At 61.8% G+C, this 23,494-nt stretch carries 25 protein-coding genes and 1 pseudogene; 20 read left to right on the forward strand and 6 right to left on the reverse strand.

From position 1 onward, the window contains the following. Positions 1-11 precede the first annotated feature (11 nt). The 4 genes from rbsK (at position 12) to HWY05_RS29735 (ending at position 3,668) form a co-directional block, all read left to right on the forward strand. Positions 12-950 (forward strand): ribokinase, encoded by a 939-nt coding sequence (rbsK, locus tag HWY05_RS29720; RefSeq protein ID WP_176060551.1) that lies wholly within the window; start codon positions 12-14, stop codon positions 948-950. 130 nt (positions 951-1,080) lie between these two features. Next, a complete protein-coding gene (locus HWY05_RS29725) occupies positions 1,081-2,184 on the forward strand; it encodes a nucleoside hydrolase (protein ID WP_176060552.1) in 1,104 nt (367 codons plus the stop codon). A 244-nt stretch (positions 2,185-2,428) separates the two neighbouring features. Further along, positions 2,429-3,292: an alpha/beta fold hydrolase gene (locus HWY05_RS29730; protein ID WP_176060553.1), complete on the forward strand. Its 864-nt coding sequence runs from the start codon at positions 2,429-2,431 to the stop codon at positions 3,290-3,292. A 64-nt stretch (positions 3,293-3,356) separates the two neighbouring features. Next, positions 3,357-3,668, forward strand: coding sequence for a hypothetical protein (locus HWY05_RS29735; RefSeq protein ID WP_035560047.1), 312 nt, complete (start codon positions 3,357-3,359; stop codon positions 3,666-3,668). A gap of 170 nt (positions 3,669-3,838) precedes the next feature. Here the strand turns inward: HWY05_RS29735 and HWY05_RS38490 are convergent. Continuing rightward, positions 3,839-3,958 (reverse strand): annotated as a pseudogene (locus HWY05_RS38490) (transcriptional repressor); the annotation flags it as partial. Between the two features lie 208 nt (positions 3,959-4,166). Here HWY05_RS38490 and HWY05_RS29745 point away from each other — a divergent pair. The 12 genes from HWY05_RS29745 to HWY05_RS29800 all read left to right on the forward strand — a co-directional run bounded on the left by HWY05_RS29745 (position 4,167) and on the right by HWY05_RS29800 (position 14,207). Next, positions 4,167-4,829, forward strand: coding sequence for a TetR/AcrR family transcriptional regulator (locus HWY05_RS29745; protein WP_347880823.1), 663 nt, complete (start codon positions 4,167-4,169; stop codon positions 4,827-4,829). Between the two features lie 118 nt (positions 4,830-4,947). After that, on the forward strand, positions 4,948-5,349 hold the full coding sequence (locus HWY05_RS29750) for a VOC family protein (protein ID WP_035560041.1): 402 nt from the start codon (positions 4,948-4,950) through the stop codon (positions 5,347-5,349). A gap of 61 nt (positions 5,350-5,410) precedes the next feature. Beyond that, complete coding sequence (locus HWY05_RS29755; protein ID WP_176060555.1) at positions 5,411-6,283, forward strand: SDR family oxidoreductase; 873 nt, start codon at positions 5,411-5,413, stop codon at positions 6,281-6,283. Positions 6,284-6,405: 122 nt separating this feature from the next. After that, a complete protein-coding gene (locus HWY05_RS29760) occupies positions 6,406-6,987 on the forward strand; it encodes a sigma-70 family RNA polymerase sigma factor (RefSeq protein WP_035560039.1) in 582 nt (193 codons plus the stop codon). Positions 6,988-6,999: 12 nt separating this feature from the next. Next, on the forward strand, positions 7,000-7,311 hold the full coding sequence (locus HWY05_RS29765) for a hypothetical protein (protein WP_035560036.1): 312 nt from the start codon (positions 7,000-7,002) through the stop codon (positions 7,309-7,311). Positions 7,312-7,313: 2 nt separating this feature from the next. Further along, the gene (locus HWY05_RS29770) at positions 7,314-7,610 is read left to right on the forward strand and encodes a ferredoxin family protein (protein WP_035560033.1); all 297 of its coding nucleotides are present in this window, start codon (positions 7,314-7,316) and stop codon (positions 7,608-7,610) included. A 409-nt stretch (positions 7,611-8,019) separates the two neighbouring features. After that, on the forward strand, positions 8,020-9,954 hold the full coding sequence (locus HWY05_RS29775; RefSeq protein ID WP_176060556.1) for an EAL domain-containing protein: 1,935 nt from the start codon (positions 8,020-8,022) through the stop codon (positions 9,952-9,954). 70 nt (positions 9,955-10,024) lie between these two features. Further along, the gene (locus HWY05_RS29780; protein WP_035563906.1) at positions 10,025-10,444 is read left to right on the forward strand and encodes a hypothetical protein; all 420 of its coding nucleotides are present in this window, start codon (positions 10,025-10,027) and stop codon (positions 10,442-10,444) included. Between the two features lie 108 nt (positions 10,445-10,552). After that, the gene (locus tag HWY05_RS29785) at positions 10,553-10,777 is read left to right on the forward strand and encodes a hypothetical protein (protein ID WP_176060557.1); all 225 of its coding nucleotides are present in this window, start codon (positions 10,553-10,555) and stop codon (positions 10,775-10,777) included. Positions 10,778-11,180: 403 nt separating this feature from the next. Next, a complete protein-coding gene (locus HWY05_RS29790; protein WP_176060558.1) occupies positions 11,181-12,872 on the forward strand; it encodes a metallophosphoesterase family protein in 1,692 nt (563 codons plus the stop codon). Positions 12,873-12,994: 122 nt separating this feature from the next. Then, positions 12,995-13,435 (forward strand): hypothetical protein, encoded by a 441-nt coding sequence (locus tag HWY05_RS29795; protein WP_035560022.1) that lies wholly within the window; start codon positions 12,995-12,997, stop codon positions 13,433-13,435. 187 nt (positions 13,436-13,622) lie between these two features. Continuing rightward, positions 13,623-14,207, forward strand: a complete 585-nt coding sequence (locus HWY05_RS29800) for a nucleoside 2-deoxyribosyltransferase (RefSeq protein ID WP_176060559.1) — start codon at positions 13,623-13,625, stop codon at positions 14,205-14,207. Between the two features lie 96 nt (positions 14,208-14,303). Here the strand turns inward: HWY05_RS29800 and HWY05_RS29805 are convergent, their stop codons facing one another. Together HWY05_RS29805 and HWY05_RS29810 are read right to left on the reverse strand one after the other, a co-directional pair. Then, complete coding sequence (locus tag HWY05_RS29805) at positions 14,304-14,861, reverse strand: cupin domain-containing protein (RefSeq protein ID WP_244146732.1); 558 nt, start codon at positions 14,859-14,861, stop codon at positions 14,304-14,306. Continuing rightward, the gene (locus HWY05_RS29810) at positions 14,858-15,595 is read right to left on the reverse strand and encodes an NAD-dependent epimerase/dehydratase family protein (protein ID WP_176060560.1); all 738 of its coding nucleotides are present in this window, start codon (positions 15,593-15,595) and stop codon (positions 14,858-14,860) included. The genes HWY05_RS29805 and HWY05_RS29810 overlap by 4 nt, the downstream gene beginning before the upstream one ends. A 140-nt stretch (positions 15,596-15,735) precedes the next feature. Between HWY05_RS29810 and HWY05_RS29815 the strand changes: the two genes are divergently transcribed. After that, complete coding sequence (locus HWY05_RS29815) at positions 15,736-17,289, forward strand: PLP-dependent aminotransferase family protein (protein ID WP_176060561.1); 1,554 nt, start codon at positions 15,736-15,738, stop codon at positions 17,287-17,289. Positions 17,290-17,308: 19 nt separating this feature from the next. Here HWY05_RS29815 and HWY05_RS29820 read toward each other — a convergent pair whose 3' ends face one another. Further along, the gene (locus HWY05_RS29820; protein ID WP_176060562.1) at positions 17,309-18,391 is read right to left on the reverse strand and encodes a zinc-binding dehydrogenase; all 1,083 of its coding nucleotides are present in this window, start codon (positions 18,389-18,391) and stop codon (positions 17,309-17,311) included. Positions 18,392-18,517: 126 nt separating this feature from the next. Between HWY05_RS29820 and HWY05_RS29825 the strand changes: the two genes are divergently transcribed. Then, positions 18,518-19,477, forward strand: a complete 960-nt coding sequence (locus tag HWY05_RS29825) for an AraC family transcriptional regulator (protein WP_176060563.1) — start codon at positions 18,518-18,520, stop codon at positions 19,475-19,477. Positions 19,478-19,598: 121 nt separating this feature from the next. Continuing rightward, entirely contained in the window at positions 19,599-20,492 is an 894-nt protein-coding gene (locus HWY05_RS29830; RefSeq protein WP_176060564.1) for a DMT family transporter, read from the forward strand. Here HWY05_RS29830 and HWY05_RS29835 read toward each other — a convergent pair. Beyond that, entirely contained in the window at positions 20,452-21,432 is a 981-nt protein-coding gene (locus HWY05_RS29835) for a LysR family transcriptional regulator (RefSeq protein ID WP_176060565.1), read from the reverse strand. The two genes, HWY05_RS29830 and HWY05_RS29835, sit on opposite strands and share 41 nt — an antisense overlap. A 113-nt stretch (positions 21,433-21,545) precedes the next feature. On the opposite strand from HWY05_RS29835, the gene HWY05_RS29840 reads away from it, so the two are divergent. After that, positions 21,546-22,811 (forward strand): MFS transporter, encoded by a 1,266-nt coding sequence (locus tag HWY05_RS29840; RefSeq protein WP_176060566.1) that lies wholly within the window; start codon positions 21,546-21,548, stop codon positions 22,809-22,811. A 43-nt stretch (positions 22,812-22,854) separates the two neighbouring features. On the opposite strand, the gene yfcF is transcribed toward HWY05_RS29840, so the two are convergent. Continuing rightward, positions 22,855-23,487, reverse strand: a complete 633-nt coding sequence (gene yfcF / locus HWY05_RS29845) for a glutathione transferase (protein WP_176060567.1) — start codon at positions 23,485-23,487, stop codon at positions 22,855-22,857. Positions 23,488-23,494 lie beyond the last annotated feature (7 nt).

The following is a 23,494-nucleotide window of genomic DNA, read 5'->3' on the forward strand; positions in this document are numbered from 1 at the left end:
TGAGCAGGAGAATGAACGTGTCAAAAGAGACGAAACAGGGCCGCGTCCTGGTGGTGGGCAGCATCAATACCGATCTGGTCGCGCGCGCGCCGCATCTGCCGCGTCCGGGAGAGACGATCGGCGGGCATGAGTTCTCGCAGGTCGCTGGCGGCAAAGGCGGCAACCAGGCCGTTGCGGCCGCGCGAATGGGCGCGCAGGTGGCCATGGTCGGCTGCGTCGGCAAAGACGCGAATGGGGCCCAGCGGGTCAAGGATCTGGAAACCGAGGGTATCGACTGCAGCGGGATCGAGGTGCATCCGACCCAGCCGACCGGCGTCGCGATGGTGACGGTGTCGGACGACGGGCAGAACACGATCGTCGTGGTGGCGGGCAGCAATGGCGAACTGACGCCTGAAGGCGTCGCTCGCCACGAAGCCGCGATCAAGGCTTGCGACATCGTGGTATGCCAGTTGGAAACGCCGCCGGAGGCCGTTCACGCGACCCTCGCGCTGGCTCGCCGGCTGGGCAAGATCACCGTGCTGAACCCGGCGCCGGCCACCGGTCCGCTGCCCGCGGAATGGCTGCCGCTGGTCGACTATCTCGTGCCGAACGAGGTCGAGGCCGCTATCCTCGCCGGGCTGCCGGTCGAGTCGGAAAGCGGCGCGCGACGGGCCGCGACCGAATTGCAACGCGGCGGGGCGCGCAATGTGATCGTCACGCTGGGCGCGCAGGGCGCCTATCTGCTGGTGGACGGCGGTGAAGGCCAGCATTTTCCCGCGCCGCAGGTCCAGGCCATCGACACGACCGCGGCCGGCGACACCTTTATCGGCGTGTTCGCCGCGCAGCTCGCCGCGCGCCAGCCTCTCGAAGGCGCTATCAGCCTCGCGCAACGCGCGGCATCGATCTCCGTGACGCGCGCCGGTGCGCAGCCGTCCATTCCGAATCGCGCTGAAGTGGATAGCGCAGCCTGACACGGGCGCCTGTTGTGTGATGTGAGGCTGTCCGTACCGCCACCCCCCCCGGGTGGCTCGACGTTGATTTATCGACACCTTCTCCCGATGGTGTTTCTTCGTTAATCACGCTCTAAACTGGACGAAAAACATGAAATCACAATGTCTAGGTATCCTGATGATGTCAACGATGGTGGCCGGCTGCGGAGGTGGCGTAACGGCCAATGATCCGCTGGCCACCGCGCCGAAAATCATCATCGACTCGGACTTCAACACAATGGGCGACGACGGCCAGCTCTTCGCCATGACCACGCAGTTGATGGGGCAAGGCAAGGTCAATCTGCTCGGGCTCACGGTGGTCACCGGCAACGACTGGCTGCTGCAGGAAGAATCGGATGCGTTGAAGGCCGTGGAACGCATGGGCGTGCAGAACGTGGTGGGCGTGTACGGCGGCGCGGACTATCCGCTGCAATACGACGTAGCGGGTATTCGCGCGCAGCAGGCGGCCAATCCGCAGGGCTATTTCGGCGCGTGGAGCCGGCCTGAGCCGACTCAACAGTCGCAACTCGTCCCACCGCCGGACGGCTTCGCGGTGTCGACGAAACTGCAGACGCAAAGCGCCGCGGACTTCATGATCCAGACTATCAAGCGCTATCCGAATCAGGTGACGATTCTCGAAGTCGGTCCGCCGACCAATCTCGCCACCGCCATCATGAAGGCGCCGGAGATCGTGCCGCTGATCAAACAGATCGTCTACATGGGCGGCGCGATGGCGGTGCCGGGCAATGCGAACGCCGTGGCCGAGCTGAACTGGTGGTTCGATCCGCTTGCCGTGCGTACGGTATTGCAGACAACGATTCCGCAGGCCGTCATTCCGCTCGACGTGACGAACACGGTGCCGCTCACGCAAAGCGTGTACGACCAGATTGTCAACAACCCGAACAAGCAGACCGCGGTGACGAAGGCCTATGGCATTGCGAATGCGGGCGCGTTTGCCGACAACACCGATCTGTTCGACACGTTGACGATCGCGTACTTCCTCGATCCGACGTATGCCACGCAAACCAAAAGCGCTTACCTCGATATCGACACCACGAGCAGCGAAAATCAAGGGCATGTGACGGTCTATCCGGATCAGCCTGCGTCCGGCGCTTCGCCGAACAGGATTACGTATGTCACACAGTTCGATAACAACCGGTTCTTCAGTCTCTATGTCGATCTGCTGACGCGCCCGGTGCCGATTACGCTGCCGTGACACGGTGCTGCCAAAGCGGAACAGAAGCCCATTAGCCCTAAAAAGACGAGATCTGCCGACGCATGAAGAAAAAAGCAGTAAGGTAGCGTCGGTGACGACGAACGACCTTGATAGCTTCTCTTCAAACTCGTGCAGATAAAGTCTTTCGAAAGGCGATATGAATAATAAGAACCTGCTCCGCATTGGATTGTTTTTCTGCGCACTAACGCTCGCGCTATGGCGATGTTCCGCCATCGCGGGGGAATTGGATCCGACGGCGACGGACCTGCACGAAACCGTCGTGTCGGTGCCGACGACGGAGAAAAGCTTCTTCGGCATGGGCCAGCGCAAGCTCGTCGCGACGACCTATATGCCCGACGGCGCGGGTCCGTTCCCACTCATCGTTCTCAGTCACGGCAATCCGCCGAATGCCCGAGACCGTGTGAAGGTCGGCCGTTATCGCAAGCTTGCGCAGATTCGCGAGTTCGTACGGATGGGCTTTGCGGTCATCGTGCCGATACGCCGCGGTTATGGCGAGACGGGCGGCACGTTCGCCGAAGACGCCGGCTCGTGCAAGCGGCCCGACTTCCTGGCGGCCGGCAACGCGGCGGCCCAGGATCTGCTGGCCACGATTGCGTTTGCCGACACGTTGCCGCAAATCGACAAAAATCATGTGATCCTGGTGGGACAGTCGGCGGGGGGATTCGCGTCGCTCGCTGCCGCCAGTTATTCTCCGCCCGGCGTTATCGCCGTGGTCAATTTCTCCGGTGGGCGTGGCGGGCGTCCCGCCACCAACCCCGGCGACCCGTGTGGGCCTGACAGAATGGCCGAGACGATTGGGCGCTATGCGTCGACAACGCATGTGCCGGTTTATTGGCACTACGTGCAGAACGACATGTTTTTCGCGCCGGATATCGTCCGCACCTGGTTCAGCGCGTTTCAGGCGGCGGGCGGTCAGGGGCAGTTGGTGATCGAGCAACCGTTTGGCCGGGATGGTCACGGCATGTTTGCCGTCGACCGTGCGATTCCGATCTGGGAGCCGGGCTTCGAGAGCTTTGTTTCTTCGGTGCTGCATACCGCGAACGCAGGAAACGACAGTACGCTGGACGCGGTTAAATCGAAGCAGTAGGCTAGATGTGCTGGATGACGTAGCTTGGTGATGCTGGCCCTAACCGACAACGTGGAGCCGAAACATGCAAGTAAGCACGGAAACGCTCGTTGAGATGCTGCGAGAGGTCGAAGCCGACGACCCGATCGATTACGCGGACCTGCCATTCGGAGAGCAGGAACTCAGGCAGCTTGTGATGAGTTCTCTGGTTGAGCGTCACCACCAGGTCGAAGCCGGCAATATGGCTGTGTCGGACATTCACGCGCTTTACCTGTTGAGCACCGCCAAGCTGGTGCTGGAAAACACGGTGCTTCACGCACGGCTGCTTCTGCTTCAGGGGCAGCGGGTGGATGTGCAGGCGCTGCTGGCGCCGTTCACGCTTAAAGGCAAGCCGTAATCGGAATACTGCCGCGGTTAATTCTGTTGTCAAGAGGGCAGCCACGTAAAGGCGAAGCGAGCCGCTATTCCCGGATCGTCCGCCTGACCGATGCGCTGCCCTTTTTTGCAGTTGACGCACAAACCGACCAACACCAATCGTCGCCCCAACACCGCGAATTCGATTTGCTACGCGACAGCCTGCTGTCGCGCCTCGATTTCAGCATCGAAGAATTCATGAACGCCACCGCACGCATTACAAACGATGTGGTCGTGCGGATTGCCGTCATTCAGTTCATAGACCATGCGGCCGTCACCGAACGCTACATTGGACAGCAACCGCGCGTCACGGAAGTACCTGGCCGATCGCCGACAATCGCTATTAACGCGCCGCCCGATATTGCTTACACTGCGTCTTTAACGCCAATCACTTTTCCATTCCACTCGCCGTATGCCTCGACCGTCCAGTTCGTCGCCGGTTAAACCGCGCAGAGCACCCAGCCAGGCCCGCTCGGAACGCATGGTCGCCACCCTGCTCGAAGCGGCCGCCCAAGTCCTAGAAAGCAAGGGGCTCGAAGGCTTCAATACGAACGCGGTGGCGGAGCGCGCCGGTGTCAGCATTGGCTCGCTGTACCAGTACTTCCCCAGCAAAGACGCGCTCACGTTCGGGCTGATGCAGCGTGAAAGCGAAGGCTTCTATCAGGAGGCGCTGGCGGCACTCGATCACGCCAGTGGACCGGTCGCGCTCGATCATCTGATTGGCGTATCGGTGCGGCAGCAGTTCGCGCGGCCCACGCTCGCGCGCCTGCTCGACGTGGAAGAGAGCCGACCGCACATGCGCGCGGCACTCTCCACCAAGGGTTCGATACGCTCCTTGCTGACGGAAATCCTCGCGCGTGACGGTCTACCGCCGCAAGAGGACACGTTGGTCGCCTCGCGCGATCTGCTGGCAATGATTCGCGGCCTCGTCGACGCGGCGGGCGAACGGGAAGAGACGGACATGGCCGGACTCATTCGCCGCGTGACAGCCGCCGTATTCGGCTACCTCACGATGATGTCGGCCACCGAGACCGCCTCGGCGCGCGATTCTTCCGCTTCGTCCGCCGAAGAGCTGTCGCAATCTCAGGATAAACGCGAGCAAGCCCCGCGCAAAACCTCGCCGCGTGCCCGGAAACGCCCGTAGGACGGGCCTGAGCGGTCGTCGGTACAGCGTCGGGCGACGCGAGTATTGAACGCGAGCTTTTACTCGTAACATTCTCCGTACGGAACGCAACGAGCGATCCGGATCAACGGAGATCGACATGACCCAAAGCACCACCATGAAGCTCAATCACATGAGCTTCCCCTCGTCCGACGTTAGCGCAACGGCGACCTTCTTCGAACAACATCTCGGCTGCACGGTTACCGGGCGGCACGGTAGCTGGATTCTGAAACGCCCCGGTTTCGACATCGTGATCGACGACGCCGGCGACCATCCGGTTGCGTGGCCGCACAACTTTCACATCGGCTTCGAACTGGGCACGCTCGACGACGTTCGCGCGCTTTATGACCGCATGGCCACGGCCGGCGTCGTGATGAAAACCGGCGTGTTCAAACACGAACGCGGCTCGCGGTTTTTCTGTGAAGTGCCCGGCGGCGTACTCGTCGAAATCAATACCCGGTCCGATGCCGACGAAGCGTATCGCGGCACCTTCGACCTTTGACATCTTCAATCGCATTTCCGCCGTACCCGATGGCCGCGCGGACATGCAGGAGTTTCAGCATATGCAAGTATTCGTAACCGGAGCCACCGGATGGGTCGGCTCCGCCGTGGTCCGTGAGTTGCTCGACGCCGGCCACCAGGTGACGGGCCTTGTCCGTTCCGACGACAAAGCGGCCGCGCTGGCCGCGACCGGCGCACGGGTTATTCGCGGCACGCTCGAAGACCTCGACGCGTTGCACAGCGCCGCGTCGGCGGCGGATGCGGTGATTCATACCGCTTTCAACCACGACTTCTCCCGCTTCGTCGAGAACGCCGAGCAGGAGCGCCGCGCGATCGAAGCATTTGGAAGCGCGTTGCAAGGCTCGGACCGTCCGCTTCTCGTGACCTCGGGGCTCGCGCACCTCGCATCAGGCCGTGCCGCGACCGAAGCGGACGTGCCCGACCCGTCTTTTCCCCGCAAGTCGGAGGCCACCGCAAGAGCGCTGGCGGAACGCGGCGTGCGCGCCGCGACGGTCCGGCTCGCACCGTCGGTTCACGGTACGGGCGACCATGGTTTCGTCCCGATGCTGATCCGCATGGCGCGCGAGACGGGCGTGTCCGCCTATCTCGGCGAAGGCCTGAACCGCTGGGGCGGCGTGCATCGGCTGGATGCCGCGCGGGTCTACCGGCTGGCGGTCGAGCAGGGCGTGACCGAATCCGTCTACCACGCAGTCGCGGACGAGGGCGTGTTGTTCAAGGATCTCGCCGAAGTGATTGGACGCCGGCTCGGCGTGCCGGTCGAATCGCGCGGCCGTGAGCACTTCGGGTGGTTCGCGGGTTTCGTCGGCGCGGACATGGCCGGCGCCAGCGCGCGTACGCGCTCGCTGCTCGGCTGGTCGCCGACAGGTCCCGACCTGCTCACCGATATCGATCAGCCCGGCTACTACGCCGTCTGATGACGTGGCGCGGCGGCTCGCACGCCGCTGCGCGCCACACCATTTCCGGCTGCCGTTCGGCAGGCCCCAAAGATTCTTCAAACGGCCCACAATATCCGCGATCCTGAAACGTCTTCAGACGCATGGAACCGCAGCCCACCCCGGACACGATGAAAGACCGAGATAGCGATATCACCGCGACTGTGGTGCGTGAGCGCATGAAGCTCGGGAATTTTATCCGGCGTCGTGTGCGCGATCCCGGCGAGGCCGAGGACATCTTGCAGGACGTCTTCTACGAGTTCGTGCAGGCGTACCGGCTTCCCGCTCCCATTGAGCAGGCGAGCGCGTGGCTGTTTCGCGCGGCGCGCAATCGCATCATCGACCGTTTTCGCAAGAAGAAAGAGCAACCGTTATCGGAACTCATCGACGACGGCGATGAAGCCGATTACGAGTATCGACTCGATCTCGCGCTGCCCGCCCATGACGCAGGTCCCGAAGCGCTGTACGCGCGCGCCGCATTGCTCGAAACCTTGCAGGACGCACTCGACGATTTGCCGCCCAATCAGCGCGACGTATTCATCGCGCACGAACTGGAGGGGCGCGCGTTCAAGGAGTTGGCAGCGGAAACGGGTGTAGCGATCAATACCTTACTTGCGCGCAAACGCTATGCGGTGTTGCATCTGCGCGCCCGCCTGCAAGTGGTTTATGACGAACTGGATCTTTAAAGGAGTCGACGGATGAAATCTCGAATCAAATGTATTGCATTGGTGCCGCTCGTGGTGGTCGGCGTCGCCGTGCTCGGGTGGGCGGTGATGACGTTGTGGAATTGGGTGGTGCCGGCTCTGTTCGTCGGCGCCCGCCTGATCGATTTCTGGCACGCATTGGGTCTGCTGATATTGAGCCGCATTCTGTTCGGCGGCTTTCGCGGACACGGCGGCGGCTGGCGCGAACGGCGGCATTGGCGCAAATGGCAGGCCATGACGCCTGAAGAACGCGAGCAATTCCAGGCGACCTGGCAAACCCGTTTCGGCCGACGCAAAGGAGAATGAGCATGCGCCAGAAAGCGACCGCCGAGTGCAAGCAGGACGCGGGTGTGATCGTGCCCGTGGTCGACCTGCGCCGCTGTGAAGGCAAGGGGGACTGTCTGGAGGTGTGCCCCGAGAACGTGTTCGAGATTCGGCGTATCGACGACGCCGACTACGCGAAGCTCGGCGCAATGAATCGCTTCAAGTTGCGGGTGCATGGAATGAAAGTGGCCTACACGCCGAACGCGGACGCTTGCCGTTCGTGTGGACTTTGCGTGACGGCCTGCCCTGAACGCGCGATCAAGCTAGCCAGAGCGTCATAGCTGGCGTCGCGCAACCGACTTTCCTGTCGATTCACTGTCGATGCACCTCTCCGATAGACGCACCTGGTCATTACGGCCATCGCAGCGTCAGGTTCGCGCCATCTAGAGGGCCTATGCACGGACTCGTGCATGCGCAACCAATTTTTTCGGAATCTTGGAGAACACACAGCCGGCGCCCAGCCGGCTGTTTCTATCGGCGAACACTATCCGCACGCCGGAATAAATTTATTCCAGTGAATCGAATAGGCAGTTGAGCTTGACATCTTTGTCTTCCAGAATGGCCGCTCCGTCACTCACGATCTCGTCGTCCCAATGCGCGGTTCCCCACGCCTGAATCAACCCGATTCATTGTGTTTACGTAATAATCGCGCAGCATACCGATCCACTTACCAACAAAAATGTGCAGGTCATGGCTTTCAGCGAACCAAGGTCTCCATTTTTTAAGTGGGTCGTTTCTTCCGCTCAGAACCTGAGCGCGGACAATCGGCAGGTACTGCTTGCCAATCTGTTCACACGCACCGCGTCGATCATATTCGCGTCGATCTGTGAAATCAGCGTTTGCGCGACGGCGTTCTATCTTTATCCCAATGCGCTCTACGCCGGCTGGGGCGTGGCTGTCGTCGCGCTGCTGATTGCCCGCCTCGCGCTAATCTGGTTGAACTGCACCCGCAGCGCTCGCGGCCAGCCGACTCCTACCTCCGCGTTTCTATTCGCCAGCCTGCTCTGGAGTGCGCTATTCGGATTCGGCACGTTACTGTGCAATATGAGCGGAGACTCAACACTATTTCTGCTGGGAAACGTTTGCGCCGTCGGTGTGATTGGTGGCCTGGCGGGACGCAATGCCGGCACCCCGCGGCTTGTGCTGCTGCAGATTACTTTCATTCTCGGGCTGCTGGGTCTTGGCGCGGCGCTGTCGCCTGGCTCCGGCAAACTCGTCTTGCTGTTTCAGGCGCCATTCTGTGCCGCCGGATTTTTCACGGTGGCGCTGCGCAGCAATCGCGACACGGTCGCCTTGCTGCTTGCGCGTGAAAACAGTCATCGTCTGGCGCGTCAGGACAGTCTCACGGGCTTGCCGAATCGCGCACGGCTCAGCGAGCTGCTGCTGGAGCGCACTGAATTGGGCGCGCTGCGTGAAGATCAACAATTCGCGGTGCTGCTGATCGATCTGGACGGTTTCAAGGCGATCAACGACAGCCTGGGCCATGCAGCGGGTGATCAGATCCTTCAGGAAGCCGCGATCCGCTTGCGCGAAGTACTGCCGAGCGGCGATCTCGTCGGACGCCTGGCGGGCGACGAATTCGTCGCCATTTCAGACGCAACCGGGCAAGCGCGCGACGTGCGTATCCTGGCGGATCGCATCGTCAAAACATTGGCACGGCCGTTCGCTTTGCGTGAGGCGCTGGTGCATATCGGCGCGAGCGTGGGCGTCTCGCTCTATCCGGAGCATGCGCAAACAGGACCGCAATTGCTGATTTGCGCCGACCGCGCGTTGTATTCGGTCAAACGCAGCGGTAAAAGCGCGTTCGCGCTGTTCGATACCGGCAAGCATGCGTCGGACGAGAGCCTGAGCTTGCTGCGCAGCGACCTCGAAGGCGCATTGCAGTCGTATAGCGGCTTGCGCATGGAGTATCAGCCGATTGTCGATCTCAGCAGCGGCGCGGTGTCCGGCCGCGAAGCGTTGATTCGCTGGACGCATCCCACGCGTGGCGAGCTGCCTCCTTCCGCGTTCATTCCCACGGCCGAGCGTACCGGCCTGATTCTCGCCCTGGGCGAATGGGCATTGCTGCAATCTTGCAGGGAAGCCGCGACCTGGCAAGATAAAGTCACAGTCGCCGTGAATGTATCGCCGGTGCAATTGCGGGAAGAATCGTTTGCTTCGAGTGTGGCGGCAATTCTGCGTAAAACGAAGCTGCCGCCCGTGCGATTGAATATCGAAGTCACGGAAACCGTACTGCTGAATGACGACGTCGTCACCCGGCGCAACGTCGCGAGGCTGCGCGCATTGGGTATCGGACTCGCGCTCGACGACTTCGGCACGGGCTTCTCGACCATGTCGACGCTCGTGCGCTTCTCGTTCGACGAGCTGAAGATCGACAGTTCCTTCGTCAAGGAGTCGGTGCATCGTCGCGAATCCGCCGCGGTGGTTCGCGGGATCGTTGCGTTGGCACGCGAAATCGGCATTCCGACCACGGCGGAAGGGATCGAGACGCAGGAACAGTTGGACTTCGTGCGGGTATGCGGTTGCACGCACGCTCAGGGCTTTCTGCTCGGTAAGCCCGTGCGGGGCAGCGAGATTGCGCGAATCGACGAACCGGTTGTCGCTCAGTTAGCGGATAAGGAATGAGCGACGTTTTGCGACCCGCTTGCCGTTCCGCATGCGTACGTTGCACGTTAACGCCGACACCCAGGCAGCCATGGAATCCACGTTGCAATTTCAACTCAGAATAACGGTTGCGTGCGGGCTCGCGGAGGCTTTGCGCACCGACCCAACGTACGCGTCGCACGCTGCGTTGCGTGATGTTCTGCACAAACACAACGCCACGTTGAAGTGTCAGTTCGATGCGTTCGCCGATTACGTCAGCGAGGCGGAGAAACTCGGCACGGAAAACTATCCGCTCTATCAGTGGACCCGCGAGACGATTGAGAATCCGCAGAAGAAGGCGAAATACCTTCAATCGTTCACGGTCTACGTGAACGGCGACGAGGTCTACGGCAAGCTCATTGCGGATGACATGGAGGCCGATCTGTTGAAGCTTGTCAGCGAAGACGGAATCAGTAGCGTCTCCAGGTTCGATACGAATCCTGCCAACAATCCTCAACCGCCGAAGCGATAGTGCGTCGCCGCCGACTTATCCGCCAATCGTCATGTTCAATTGACATTTGACGACAAGCCGCCGAGTTCGTGAGAGGATGCTAATTCACTTTTTTTCGAGGAGAGCGCCATGGGACTCTTGGACGAAGCAGGAAAGATTGCAGGGGCATTCGCCGCTGTTGAAGCAGCAGAAAAAGTGGATCCGGGCGCAGGCTTGCTGACGAAAGGCATCGCGGCTGTAGCCGGTTTCGAAGGCGCCGGTAAGCTGGAAGAAATGGTCGAAAAGAAAGACGACCAGACGCAAGACGCCGCAGCCGACACGCAAGGCACCGACGACACGGCTCCCCAAGCCTGAACGAACGCAGGTCGCCGGAAACATGAGTCCGTATGACGGATTCATGCTTCCGGCGGCTTCGCGATCAACGCATCACTTCGCATTACCTCGCATCACTTCACCCCGCCCTCGTGCGCGTCAAATCCCCTTTCACTTTCGTGACTGCGGCGCCGTAAATGTCGGTCATTCGTAAGCATTATTCGCCTGACATCGAAGCCACCTGTTCTGGCTCGCCATTCTCAATCGCACGCTGATTCACGGTACTTTTCGTATGACTGTTTTCATCCGGCTGTCATAGCTTCACGGCTAGGATCGCGGGTCACCTTCGTGGTGCACATTCAGCCGCATCCTTGCCGCCTACGCAGCCGCATGGTCTCTCCGCGTATTCGCCGGCATCCTTCCACCCCATAGAAAAATACCAGACATGTCGAACAAGAAAATCGCCAGTGCTGTGCCGTCCGAACAGGGCGCTTCCATCGTTTCGCGTCGCGGGTTTTTGAAGTTTGCCGGCGCCTCCAGCCTCGCTACCGCAGCGAGCACGTTCGCGTCGACGGCGCGTGCCGCGAGTAGCACGCCGGACGGCACGCCCGAACAGATCCACCTGACGTGGGGCAACGATCCGTCGAGCGAAGCCACCGTGTCGTGGGCGACGCTTGCGCAAGCGGTGAAGCCGCAAGTGCGTTTCGGCGCCGCGGGTGGCGCGAAGCACACGGTGCACGCTGTGCAAAGCACGTACACCGACGGCATCAACGGCGAAGTGGTGTTCGCGTATCACGCGCGTTTGCGTGACCTGAAGTCCGACATGAGTTACGAATACGAAGTCACCGCCGAGAACGACAGCAACGCGGCGCAGCCTTTCACGGCAAACTTTCGCACCGCGCCGCGCGGCCGCGCGGCGTTTCGCTGGACCAGCTACGGTGACCTCGCGACGCCCAATACCGGTTGGGTTTTGTCGTCGCCGCAAAGCCGTTTCGCGGTGCAAGCGGTCGAGCGTTTCGAGCCGCTGTTCCATCTGCTCAACGGCGACCTTTGCTACGCGAATCTGAACCCGATGCATCAGCCGGATGTATGGCGCGACTTCGGCAACAACTGCCAGACCTCGGCGGCCAATCGTCCGTGGATGCCGTGTCCCGGCAATCACGAACTCGAATTTCACAACGGCGAACAGGGCCTCGCGTCGTACCTCGCGCGCTATACGCTGCCGGACAATCACACGCGTTTTCAGGGGCGCTGGTACAGCTTCCGCGTGAGCTCGGTGCTGTTCATCTCGCTCGATGCGGACGATATCGTCTATCAGGACGCCGCCGCTTTCGTCGCCGGCCCGGCCCCGCTGGTGCCGGTGGCCAGCACCGGCAATCCGCCGATTCAACCGGGCACTTCGTTGTACGTACGCGGCTATAGCGACGGCGAGCAAACCCGCTGGCTTGAACGCGTCCTGCGCCATGCCGCGGAGGACAGCGAAGTCGACTGGATCGTCGTGCAGATGCATCAGGACGCGCTGAGTTCGTCGAAGACCGGCAACGGCTCGGACAAGGGTCTGCGCGAAGCGTGGCTGCCGCTGTTCGATCGCTACGGTGTGGACCTCGTGTTGTGCGGTCACGATCACGATTACGAGCGCAGCTACCCCGTGCGTGGTTGCAATCACAACAAAGGCACCGACATCGCCACGGGCCGTCCGGTCGATACGTTGCAGCCGAAGCCGGTGATGTCGGCGGTGTCGTCCGGTGCGTCGACGTTCGATACGAGCCACGGCACGATTCACCTGATTCTCGGCGGCGGCGGCACCAGCGCGCCGCTGGATGTGTACGGCGTGGACGCCGGCACGGGCATGCCGCAAGCGCGCCTGTTCACGCGGCCGAACCGTCCGGTTCCGGGCACGACGGCGGGCACATTCGTACGCGCCGGCGCGGATGCGGTTGAAGACGCGATCTGGTCCGCGCAGCGCGATACCGGCACGGGCTACGGGATCGCCGTGTTCGATCATGATCCGGGTGAGCACGGCGGCGAGACGACGATCACGATGAACTACTATCACGCGCCCGGCGCGGACCAGACGCCGACGCAAAACTATGAGCTGTTCGAGACGATCGAGTTGAAGAAGAAACGACGCGGATAAGGGCGGCAAAACGGCATAGATCTTTTGTTACACGTCTTACGGACGTGTGTTTAGGCGGTTACAAAAAGCTTTCAAATTGCCGGTTATACTCGGCGCCGTCCTAAACACAAAAGAGCTTTTTTATGCCGAAGAAACTCGTTCAGATGCTTGCTATTGCCGTGCTCAGCGCTGCGGCTTCTTTGCCGGCCATGGCCGGTGACATGAACAACGCCCTTGGCGGCGCGCTCGGTGGTGTCGCCGGCGCTGCCCTGGGCGGTGCGGTCGGCGGCAGTACCGGCGCTATTCTCGGTGGCGCGGTCGGCGGCGGCGCGGGCGGTGCGGTGACGTCGAACCGTCGTGAGCGCACGGGCGCGATTATCGGCGGCGCGCTGGGCGGCGGCGCGGGCACCGCGGCCGGCAATGCGATGGGCGGCCGCAGCGGTGGCCTCGTCGGTGCGGCGTTGGGCGGCGGCGCGGGGTCGGCGCTCGGCGGCAACATGTCGCGCTCCAATTCGTACTCGGACGACTATTCGCGCGGCTATCGGTCGGGCAAGCGGCATCATCGGCATCGTCACTACGATTAATGCGGTGAAGGGAACGCGGCGAGGTTCGCTCAGCGTCCTCGCCTGAGCGACAAATATGAGCGACAGGTGGCCTGATTCAGCATGTTGTTTGTCGGCGCGTTAAGCTCCTGGCAGTGGGACGATTCATGCGGCGAATGCCGCGAAGGCGTCTCGCGATTCAAGGCCACCCTTCAGGAGACGCAAAAAAATGCTACGCGTGTATTGCGCAGGTCCGCTCTTCAACGCGGCCGAACGCGCGGAAATGGATTCGATTGCTCACACGTTGGAAGCCGCCGGTTTCGCGACGTTTCTGCCGCATCGCGATGGTCTGGAATTCGCGCGACTCAAACCGGAACTCGAGAAGTTGGGCGCGTCGGTTGAAGAAGCCGCGCAGATTCTCGATCGCGCGATCTTCAGCCTGGATACGTATCAACTGCTCGAACGCTGCGATGTTGTTGTCGCGAATCTGAATGGCCGTGTTGCCGATGAAGGCACGGTGGTGGAAGCATCGCTCGCCTGGCATGCAGGCAAGCCGTTAGTGCTTTTCAAGGCCGACGCGCGCTCCATGCTCAGCGGTTCCGACAATCCGATGCTCAGCGGACTGGGCGATTTTCGAATCGTCGATCAGGTCGCGGCGCTTCCGCTGGCCATTCGGGAAAGCGTCGAACGAGATCACGCGCGCAGAGTGGAGAGGACGATGGCCGTCGGCGCCGGGATCGCGTCGCTGCGCGAGGGCGGCGACGATATGAGTTCGCTGGCGAAGACTTTGTTTAGCACCTTCAAAAACGCGTAGCGACATTCACGCCGGTGCGTTCCGCCGCTGGCCGATCTGGTGACGTCGACTCCGTGGCCAACCGGCGTATGCCCGCGGCACCCCGCTAGTCGAGTGCTAATCGGGCGGCAACACCAACGCTTCACACCCCGTATCCGTGACAAACGTCGCCAGCAGTTTCGCCGGATGAACCGGATCGGGATTCTCGGCAAACACATGAAGCGTGCCCGGCGGCTCGAACCACGTCTGTCCCACGGCGTAATTGATCGCCGCTCCGCCACCTAGTTGCGAGCGCACCGTTCCTTGCAGCACGACGGCCGTCACCGACCCCGGATGACGATGCGCCGGCGTGAACGCGAGCGGCGGATACTCAACGGTGATCGTCGTGATCGATTTGCCCGGCGCATTGGGTAGCGCCTCGCACGACAACACCTTGATAATCGACGCCGGCCGGCTCGCCGCATTGGCGTTCGCACTCGTATTCGGCGAACCGTTGGACAGCAGCGGACCGCTGCCCTGAGTACCGCCACAAAGCGTAGCGAACCAGTTGAACGCCGAGCGAGGCGCCGCCGGACCGAGCGACAGTACGGCCACGGCGAGCACGGCAAACAGCGCGGGCTTGCCGGCCGTCAGGTTCGCGCGATTCGGCCGACACGACAGCATGCGCGCGTTCATACACGTGCCACCTGACGCAGGCTCGCTTTCCAGCGCAACTCACGTTTTGCTTTCGCGCTGGTGACTTCCGCGTCGTCTTGCGCGATGTTGTACACACCTGCAGCGCCTTGTTGAAGCGCCAGCAAGGCCGCGTACGCAGCAGCCTCGACGTGTAGCGGGCTCGAACCCTTCGGCGCGTCTGCTCCAGTGCCAGGGCCGTAGATCTGTCCATATCGCAGCACCGTGCCATTCAACGACGCGGCTTCCAAAACCTGCTGCTCCAACGCCACGACGCCACGCACGCTGATACCGCGCGCGCCTTCCGCGTCGACGTCGAGCGGCGACGTTTCGTCGTACGGCGTAGCGCCTGGCCGATACGCCCACGCAATACTTTGCGCGATCAACCGGTTGCTGCCGGCCGCGATGGCGGCGGCAATCAGGTTGCGTGTGCCCTCGTCGCGTATCCGCGCGTTGTTCCGCACGGCCTCGGCCATCCGGGCGGGATCGAGTCCCGCAGGCAGATCCGTGAGTTGATGAATCACACTATGCGGCGCGATGGAACGTAGTGCGTCCCGCAGCGCACTCGCGTCGAATACATCGACGACGACCGGCACGACGCCTGCCGCTTCGAGTTGTTTCGCGCGCTCCGCCCGCCGCGTGCTGCCGAAAACCTTGTAGCCCGCCTCGATCAGCAGCGGCGTGAGCGCGGCGCCAATCGCGCCGGTTGCGCCCGCAACAAATATTTTGTGTGCCATTCCTCTTCTCTCCGGTAAGCGATAGCGAACGTCCGCGACGGCATGCCGTGCTTCCGATGAAGAGCAGAATAGGGCTGTTAATGGTCGCCGAAAAGGTCCATTATCGAGAAAATAACTAAGCCAATTTGACGGAGAAACCGGTGCGACGGGCAGAACAGATTGAACTCGCCTTAGCGCCGCGACCCGACGGCGTGTCGCGGCAGCGCTGGCTCTATGACGAACTGCGCGCCGCGATTCTGAGCGGCCGCTTGCCGCCGGGCGCGCGGCTGCCTTCCACTCGCGATCTCGCGGCGCGCTTCGAGCTGTCGCGCGGAACCGTGTTGGGTGCGTTCGCGCAACTCGACGCGGAAGGGTATCTGGCAGGCGCGGTAGGGCGTGGCAGTTTCGTCGCGGCTGAATTGCCGGATCGGCGCATCGACAGTGGCGATCGAGGCGAACCTACGTCGATCAAGAAGCGCGACGGCCGCTCATCGGTACGTGAACGCAAAAGCAACAGCAACAGCAAAAGCAAAGACGACGAGAGCGGCGCGCAGCGACCAGCCGTGGTGCTCTCAAAACGCGGACGCCTGCTCGCCCGCAGCGCCTTCCAACTCAGCGGCCGCTCGATCCCGGCACGCGCTTTCCGCGCGAGCCAGCCGGACCTCGACGCGTTTCCGTTCGATCTCTGGGCGCGCATTGCGGCCAAACGCGCGCGCCGCACTCAACGAGATCTGCTCGGCGATGGCGAAGCACAAGGCTACCGGCCGCTACGCGAAGCGATCGCCGGCTATGTGGGCATGTCGCGCGGCATCGCGTGTTCGGCGGATCACGTCGTGATGCTCGGCAGCGTTCAGCAGGCGATCGATCTCTCCGCGCGTCTGCTGCTCGATCCGGGCGACGCCGCGTGGATCGAAGATCCCGGCTACGTTGGCGCGCGCTTCGTGCTCGAGGCAGCGGGCGCGCGCGTGATCGGCGTGCCGGTCGACCCCAGCGGCCTCGATGTGGAATGGGCCCGCCGACACGCGCCCGACGCGCGCCTCGCATTCGTGACGGCCGGGCGGCAAGCGCCGATGGGGCCACCGCTCGCGCTCGAACGCCGGTTGTCGTTGCTCGAATGGGCGCGTGAACGTGGCGCGCTCATCATCGAAGACGACTACGACAGCGAATACCGTTTCGCGGGCAATCCGCTGGCGGCGTTGAAGAGCCTCGACGACGACGGCCACGTGATCTACTGCGGCACGTTCAGCAAGCTACTGTTTCCCGCGCTGCGAACCGCGTATGCGATCGTGCCCGACCGCCTCGTCGAGCCGTTCGTGGCCGCGTTGTCGTTGACCGCACGGCATGTGCCGCTGGATCAGCAATCGGTGCTGCACGAGTTCATCGCCGATGGCCATTTTGGCCGGCATATCCGGCGCATGCGCGTGCTTTACGGCGAGCGCGCTGAAGCGTTGACGGCCAACGTGACGCGATATCTTGCCGGCTTGCTGGAGGTGCCGCCGATCATTGCCGGACTCGACGCGCCGGCCTTCTTGCCGCGCGACACCGACGACAACGAAGTAGTGCGCCGCGCGGCGCTCGAAGGCATCGAAACGCGGGCGCTGTCGCGCCACGCGGTCGACCGACCAGCGCCGGCGGGGCTGGTCCTTGGGTTTGCGTCGGTCGGCGTCGACGATATCGCGTCAGGGGTGATCGCGTTGGCGCGCGCGCTGTCGTGATGCAAAGCCAGGCCGTGCGTCATTCATCGCGATGGTTCATGACGACGCACTCGAGATTGCCGGCGTTGGCGGCGGCCGCCATCGCCTCAGGCAATGCATTCAACGGATAGACGAGCGGGCGTAGCGGCGCAATGTCGAGCAGTCCGCTGCGGATCAGGTCCAGCAGACGCCGGTAGGCATCGCGTGGATACATGAACTGACCGAGGATCTCCCAGCCGTTCAACATCACTTCGGTGTACGGCACCGGCAACGGCACGTTCATGCTACCCATCACGACAAGGCGGCCGCCTCTCGACAGACTGCGCAGCGCGGCGAGCGTCATGTTCGGATCGCCCGCGTTGCCGACCATGTCGAACGCGAGTTGCGCACCGCCGCCGCAGGCGCGGCGAATCGCGTCGCGGTCCGCATCGACGTCGCCGGTTGCCGCGACTGTCGTGACGCGCCCCGCAGGGGCGAGTTGCGCTACGGCTTCGAGCGCACGCGGATTGCGCCCGAGCGCCACGACGCGTGCCGCGCCCATCGCCAGGGCGACCATGATCGCCGCTGTGCCGTAGGCGCCCGTCGCGCCCGAGACGACCACGGTCTCGCCGGCAGCGAGCCTACCGCGCAACAGTCCACCGAATGGCACGATGCAGCGCGTCGTCATGGCGAGCTGGATGGCGCTCAGTGGCGCCAGGTCGTCCGCGGGCGTCACGGCGCTGGCGGGAAACGACGCGTACTCGGCCAGCGTGCCATCCGGCCAGTCCGACTGCAGCGGGCCCGAGTCGGCACTGATGGCCGTGATGCCGAGCAGCATCTCCGCGGGCGTCGCGACGTTCTCCTGCGCAACGAAATGGGACGACAACACCACCCGCTGACCGGGCTTCAGATGCCAGACGTCCGGGCCCACTGCGTGAACGAAACCGATACCGTTGCCGCCGGGAATGAACGGACGATCCGGCGTTTGATAGATCGGCAGTTTGCCGTCAACGTAGTCTTTCATATACGACAGCAATGACGACGTTTCGACGCGCACCACGACGCCACCCGCGCGCGGTTCGGGAATGGGCAGGTCGATCAGGCTGAGTGTTCCACCGAGACGTTCGAGTTGCCAGGCTTTCATGCGAGTGCTCCTTGATGAAGTTCAGGTAACGACGCGGATGGCGCCGTGAAAGTGAGCTCATGATCGCGCTGGCCTTCGTTGCTGGCTATAATCAAAACGGTCTGATTCTTATTCGATCGTACATTTATGGATGCTCTATCCGACGTACTCTCGATGCTGCGCGTGAGCAGTATCCTGACATCGCGATTCGAGGGACGAGGCGCATGGAGCTTCCGGTTCCCTTCGTATCAGCACATCAAATTCGGCGGCATGCTCGAAGGGCGCTCCTTTCTGTGGATCGAAGGGAGTGCGGAGCCGGTTGTGCTCGAACGCGGCGACTTCTACATGCTCACCGACGGTCAGCCGTTCTATTCCGCCAGCGACCCAAACCGACCCGCGCTCGACGGTCCCACCGCGTTTCAGCCGATTCGCAGCAGCAATGGCGTGGTGCGTTTTCAGGGCGAGGGCGATAACGAAAGCGTTAGTCTCGCGAGCGGTCGCTTCACGTTCGAGAACGACGTCAGCGATCTGTTGCTGCGACACTTGCCGCCGCTGATTCATCTGCGCGCGTCGGACGTCGGCACGCATGCGTTATCGCGTGTGCTCGATCTGCTCAACTGGGAGACGGACGACTTGCATGTCGGTGCGGACGTGGCGCGCAGCGGTCTGGCGGCGCTCGTGCTGGTTCACGTGTTGCGCGCTTATCTGGCGTCGGCGCGCGAGCCCGAAGGTTGGCTCGGCGCGCTGGCCGATCCGAAGATAGGCGGCGCGCTGTCGATGATGCATGCGCAGCCCGGCGAGCGCTGGACGGTGGAGAGTCTGGCGTCGGCGGTCGGGATGTCGCGAACGGCATTCGCGCAGCGGTTTCGGAGTCAGGTGGGGACTGCGCCGGTCGAATATCTCGCGCAGTGGCGTATGACGATCGCGCGTTCCGCGCTCAAGCATTCCGACGAATCGTTGACGGGGATCGCTTCACGAATCGGCTACCAGTCGGATACGGCTTTTAGTATCGCGTTCAAGCGGTACACGGGGGTGAGTCCGGGGAGATTTCGGGTGAATGCGCAGTCGGCGGAGGGGCGGGTGGGAGAGTCGGCGCTGGAACACTAAGAGCTTTTCCGACCTAATAACACGGCAACAATGTATTGGACGCACGCAACGCGCCGCTGCATCCTTCCGGCATGAGTTCGAACCCGTAGGTTGACGGTACGGAACGTGAGGAAGGAAAACAATGACAAACGAGAGACTGGCCGGCATTGGCTATGGATTGATTGCGGCCGTGATCTGGGGAGGGTTTCCAGTCGTGACGCGTCTTGGCGTCACGCATTCGACGCTGGATTCCTATGACATCGTTTTCGTCCGTTTCATCGTTTCCGGCATTCTGCTATTACCGGTATTGCTACGCGGCAAGCTCAACGGACTCGGCCTTGTCCCCGCACTGGTGATGGTCGTCGGCGTGGGCGCGCCTTATATCCTGCTAGTCGCTACTGGGTTGAGCCGCGCGCCGGTCGGCTATTTCGCGCTGACGCCCGGCAGCATGATTGCATTCACGGCCATTCTCGGCAGGTTCGTGATCAAGGACACGCTTTCCACCGCACAGAAAATCGGCATTCTGACCGTATTGTTCGGCATGGGCATGGCCGCGTTCGATGTACTGTCCAACACGGGCGGCGCGTTTTCCATCACGCTATTCGTTTTGGGCGGACTGCTCTGGGCGATCTATAACGTCACCACGAAGCGATATGCCGTCAGCGCAATTCGCGCGACGGCAATCGTATCGGTCGGCTCAGCGCTTTTCTATAGTCCGTTCTATGTGTTGAGCCGGGGTTTATCGCCGCTCCTGCATGCGCCGATCGCCGCCGTCGCTATTCAGGCGGTTTATCAAGGTGTGCTGGTGTCGATACTGGGGCTTTACTTCTTCAGCAAAGCCGTCTCGATCCTGGGACCGGCTATTGGCGCGACGTTCGCCGCGCTGGTGCCGCCCCTCGCCACGATTGAGGCCGCACTACTGTTGAAAGAGCAGCCTCATTCGCTCACGCTGGCTGGTATTGCGGTCGTGACGATAGGGATGGTCGCGAGTCTCGTCAAACGTTGGGATCGCCCGCCACGAGCGGCGTCGGTTTAATGCGTTGCTTTTTGCTTGCCGTACTCGGTGCGGTGTAGTTGGCAGAGAAGTTATCGAGTGCAGCGGGAAGTTCTCTTTCCAGCACGGTCATGATGGTGCGTGTTCTTGACGGAATAGGGCGCGCGCACAGCGCATTCAATTCAAAACCCGGCACGGTATATCGAGGTAGCAGCCGAATCAAACGACCGCTCTCAATTGCCTCGGCGCAGACGGGTTCCTGAAGCACCCCGATACCCGCACCCGCCAACAACAACTCGTAAACCGGCCGCCAATGGCTCACGCTAAGCGCCGGCGAAACCGGCGCGGAGATCAGTGCCTTCTGTTCATCGAACAGCCTCAGCATGCCGTCGCCGAATAGACCCATCACGCGAATGAATGGATGCGCGATCAGTTCATCGGGATGATCCGGCAGGCCGCATCGTTCTAGATAGGCAGGGGCCGCCACCAGTACACGCCGAACATGTCCCAGTGGACGAGCGATAAAACTCCCTTCGCCCAGTTGTCCCAGCCGCAACGAAATATCCACGCCCTCGGTGACGGGGTCGACCATCTGGTCGTTCAGTATCAGATCGATGTTGAGTTGCGGATGCTGCTCACGAATACCCAGCAAAATGCGCGGCAATACGATTTCGCCGAGACCTTGCGGCGCCGCGATACGTAACACGCCACGCAGCGTGGGATCCTGTTGCGACACGGCGGCGCAGGCTTCGTCGGCTGCGTCGATCACCTGCTTGCAGCGTTCGTAAAAGAGCTTGCCCTCATCCGTGCATGAGACGACACGTGTGCTACGGCGAAGCAGTTTGACGCCGAGATGTTGTTCCAGCCGTTCAATACGTTCGCTAACGGCCGGTTGACCAATGGCGAGGTCGCGCGCGGCCCTCGACATATTGCCGCGTTCCACTACCCGCACATAGATTCGCATTGCCGCCAGTAGGTCCATGCGCCGTATCGTATCAGTTCCACCAATAGCTGTTATCGGCTGCGGAGACCTACCGGCAGGGTGAGTGTGAACGTTACCGTTGCGGGCATCGAGTCATTGCCTAAGGAGCGCGAATGTCCCTGTCCAGATCGAAACTCAACCTCAAGCTTCTCGGCCCGTGTCTGCTCGCCATCGCGATCGATGCAATGGGATTCGGCCTCGTCTATCCGATGATGTCGGCGATATTCAACGATCCGCAGGCCGGTATTCTGGCGACCGATGCTACGCCGCAGCTCCGCAACTTTTACCTCGGGCTGGGTTACGGCATTTATCCGTTCTTTATGTTCTTCGGCTCGTCGCTGATGGGCAATTTATCGGATGGGTATGGCCGACGGAAGATCCTGTTGTTGTGCATTGCCGGGCTATCGGCCAGCTACTTTCTCATGGCGCTCGGTGTGTTTCAGGCTAGCGTCTGGTTGCTGCTCGTTGGGCGCGGTTTGAGCGGTCTGATGGCGGGCTGCCAGGGCATTGCGCAAGCGGCGATCACCGACATGAGTACGCCCGACAACAAGGCTTACAACATGAGCATCATGTCGCTGGCGTTTAGCGCCGGTGTGATCGTTGGCCCGGTGCTCGGCGGCGTCACGTCGGATCGAACCATCGCGCCGATATTCAACTATGGAACCCCCTTCCTGCTGGTCGGCGCGCTATCGGCCGCGTGCGCAATCTGGACCGCATGCTCGTATCGCGACACGGCGCAGGCAGTGGGCGCGACCCGCATCGATCTGTTGCTGCCGCTGCGTATCGTCTATCAGGCGGCAATGCACAAAGAGGTGGCGTTTCTGTCGGTCGTCTTCTTTCTGATGCAGGTGGGGTATGGGCTGTATTTGCAGACCATCATGCTGTTGCTGCAAACGAAATTCCACTATTCGAGCTCGCAACTCGGCCTGTTCAGCGGCTTGATCGGTGTGTGCTTCGTTTTGGGTCTGCTGTTCGTCGTGCGGCTCATGCTCCGGGTCTGGGGCGTGGTCGACATTGCAAAGACCGGCTTATTGATCGCCGGCGTGTGTCAGATCCTGTCCGCGCTATTTCCGCAGGAGATCGTGTTGTGGTGTCTCGCCACGCTAGTCGGCTGTTTCGACATGGTGGCGTACACAACGATGTACACCGCTTACTCCGACGCCGTCAGCGAACAACGGCAAGGCTGGGCACTCGGTATTGCCGGATCGGTAATGGCGGTGGCGTGGGTGGTCACCGGGCTGCTGACGAATTTGCTGCCGCTATTCGGAGAGACCGGCCTGCTTCTTGTCGGCGGCGTGAGCTTCGTGATCAGCTTCCTGATGATGAGCGCTTACGGCCGCCGCTCAAGTACGGCGCGCCGTGCGGGCGCCAGCCTTTAATTTCCGCAAGCTCATTGCACGGCGCCGCGCGCGGCTGCCGCCTTTACAGCGGAGGACGCTCCAGTTCCAGCCAGCGCTGCACCGACGGACGTTGCCACTGCCGCGTAGCGTAGTCGGCCAATTTCTCGGGCACTGCGTCGCCGTTCAGCACGAGGCGATTCAGCATCAACGCAAGATCCAGATCGGCAATGCACCACTCGCCGAACAGATTCGGTGAATCGCTGGAGAGCAACGTCTCGGCCAAGGAGAACAACTTTTGAGCGGCGGCATTGGCCGAAGCGGACAGCGGCGCGCCCGGCGCGCGATAGAACACGACCTCCGTGGAGCGCTCCTGTCGGATCGGCATCAGATCACTGCGAAGCCACGCCTGTACCTGGCGCGCTCGCGCTTTGTGAATACGCGCTTGCGGATAGACGGGCGTTTCGGGAAACGCCTCGTCGAGATATTCAGTGATCGCCGACGACTCCGACAGAGCAAAGTCGCCGTGTATCAATGTGGGAACGCGCTGCGTCAATGATTGGGCGGCATAGCCCGCTTCATGATTCGCGTTATTGGCGAGATCGATCGTGGAAAGCTCGAACGGCAAACGCTTCTCGTGAAGCGTTACGAAAACCGACATGGCATAAGGGCTGATAAATTGCGCGTCGGTGTAAAGATGAAGAAGACCTTCTGGCAAAACACTC

The sequence above is a fragment of the Paraburkholderia sp. BCC1876 genome (genome assembly GCF_902833695.1).
Classification (GTDB): Bacteria; Pseudomonadota; Gammaproteobacteria; order Burkholderiales; family Burkholderiaceae; genus Paraburkholderia.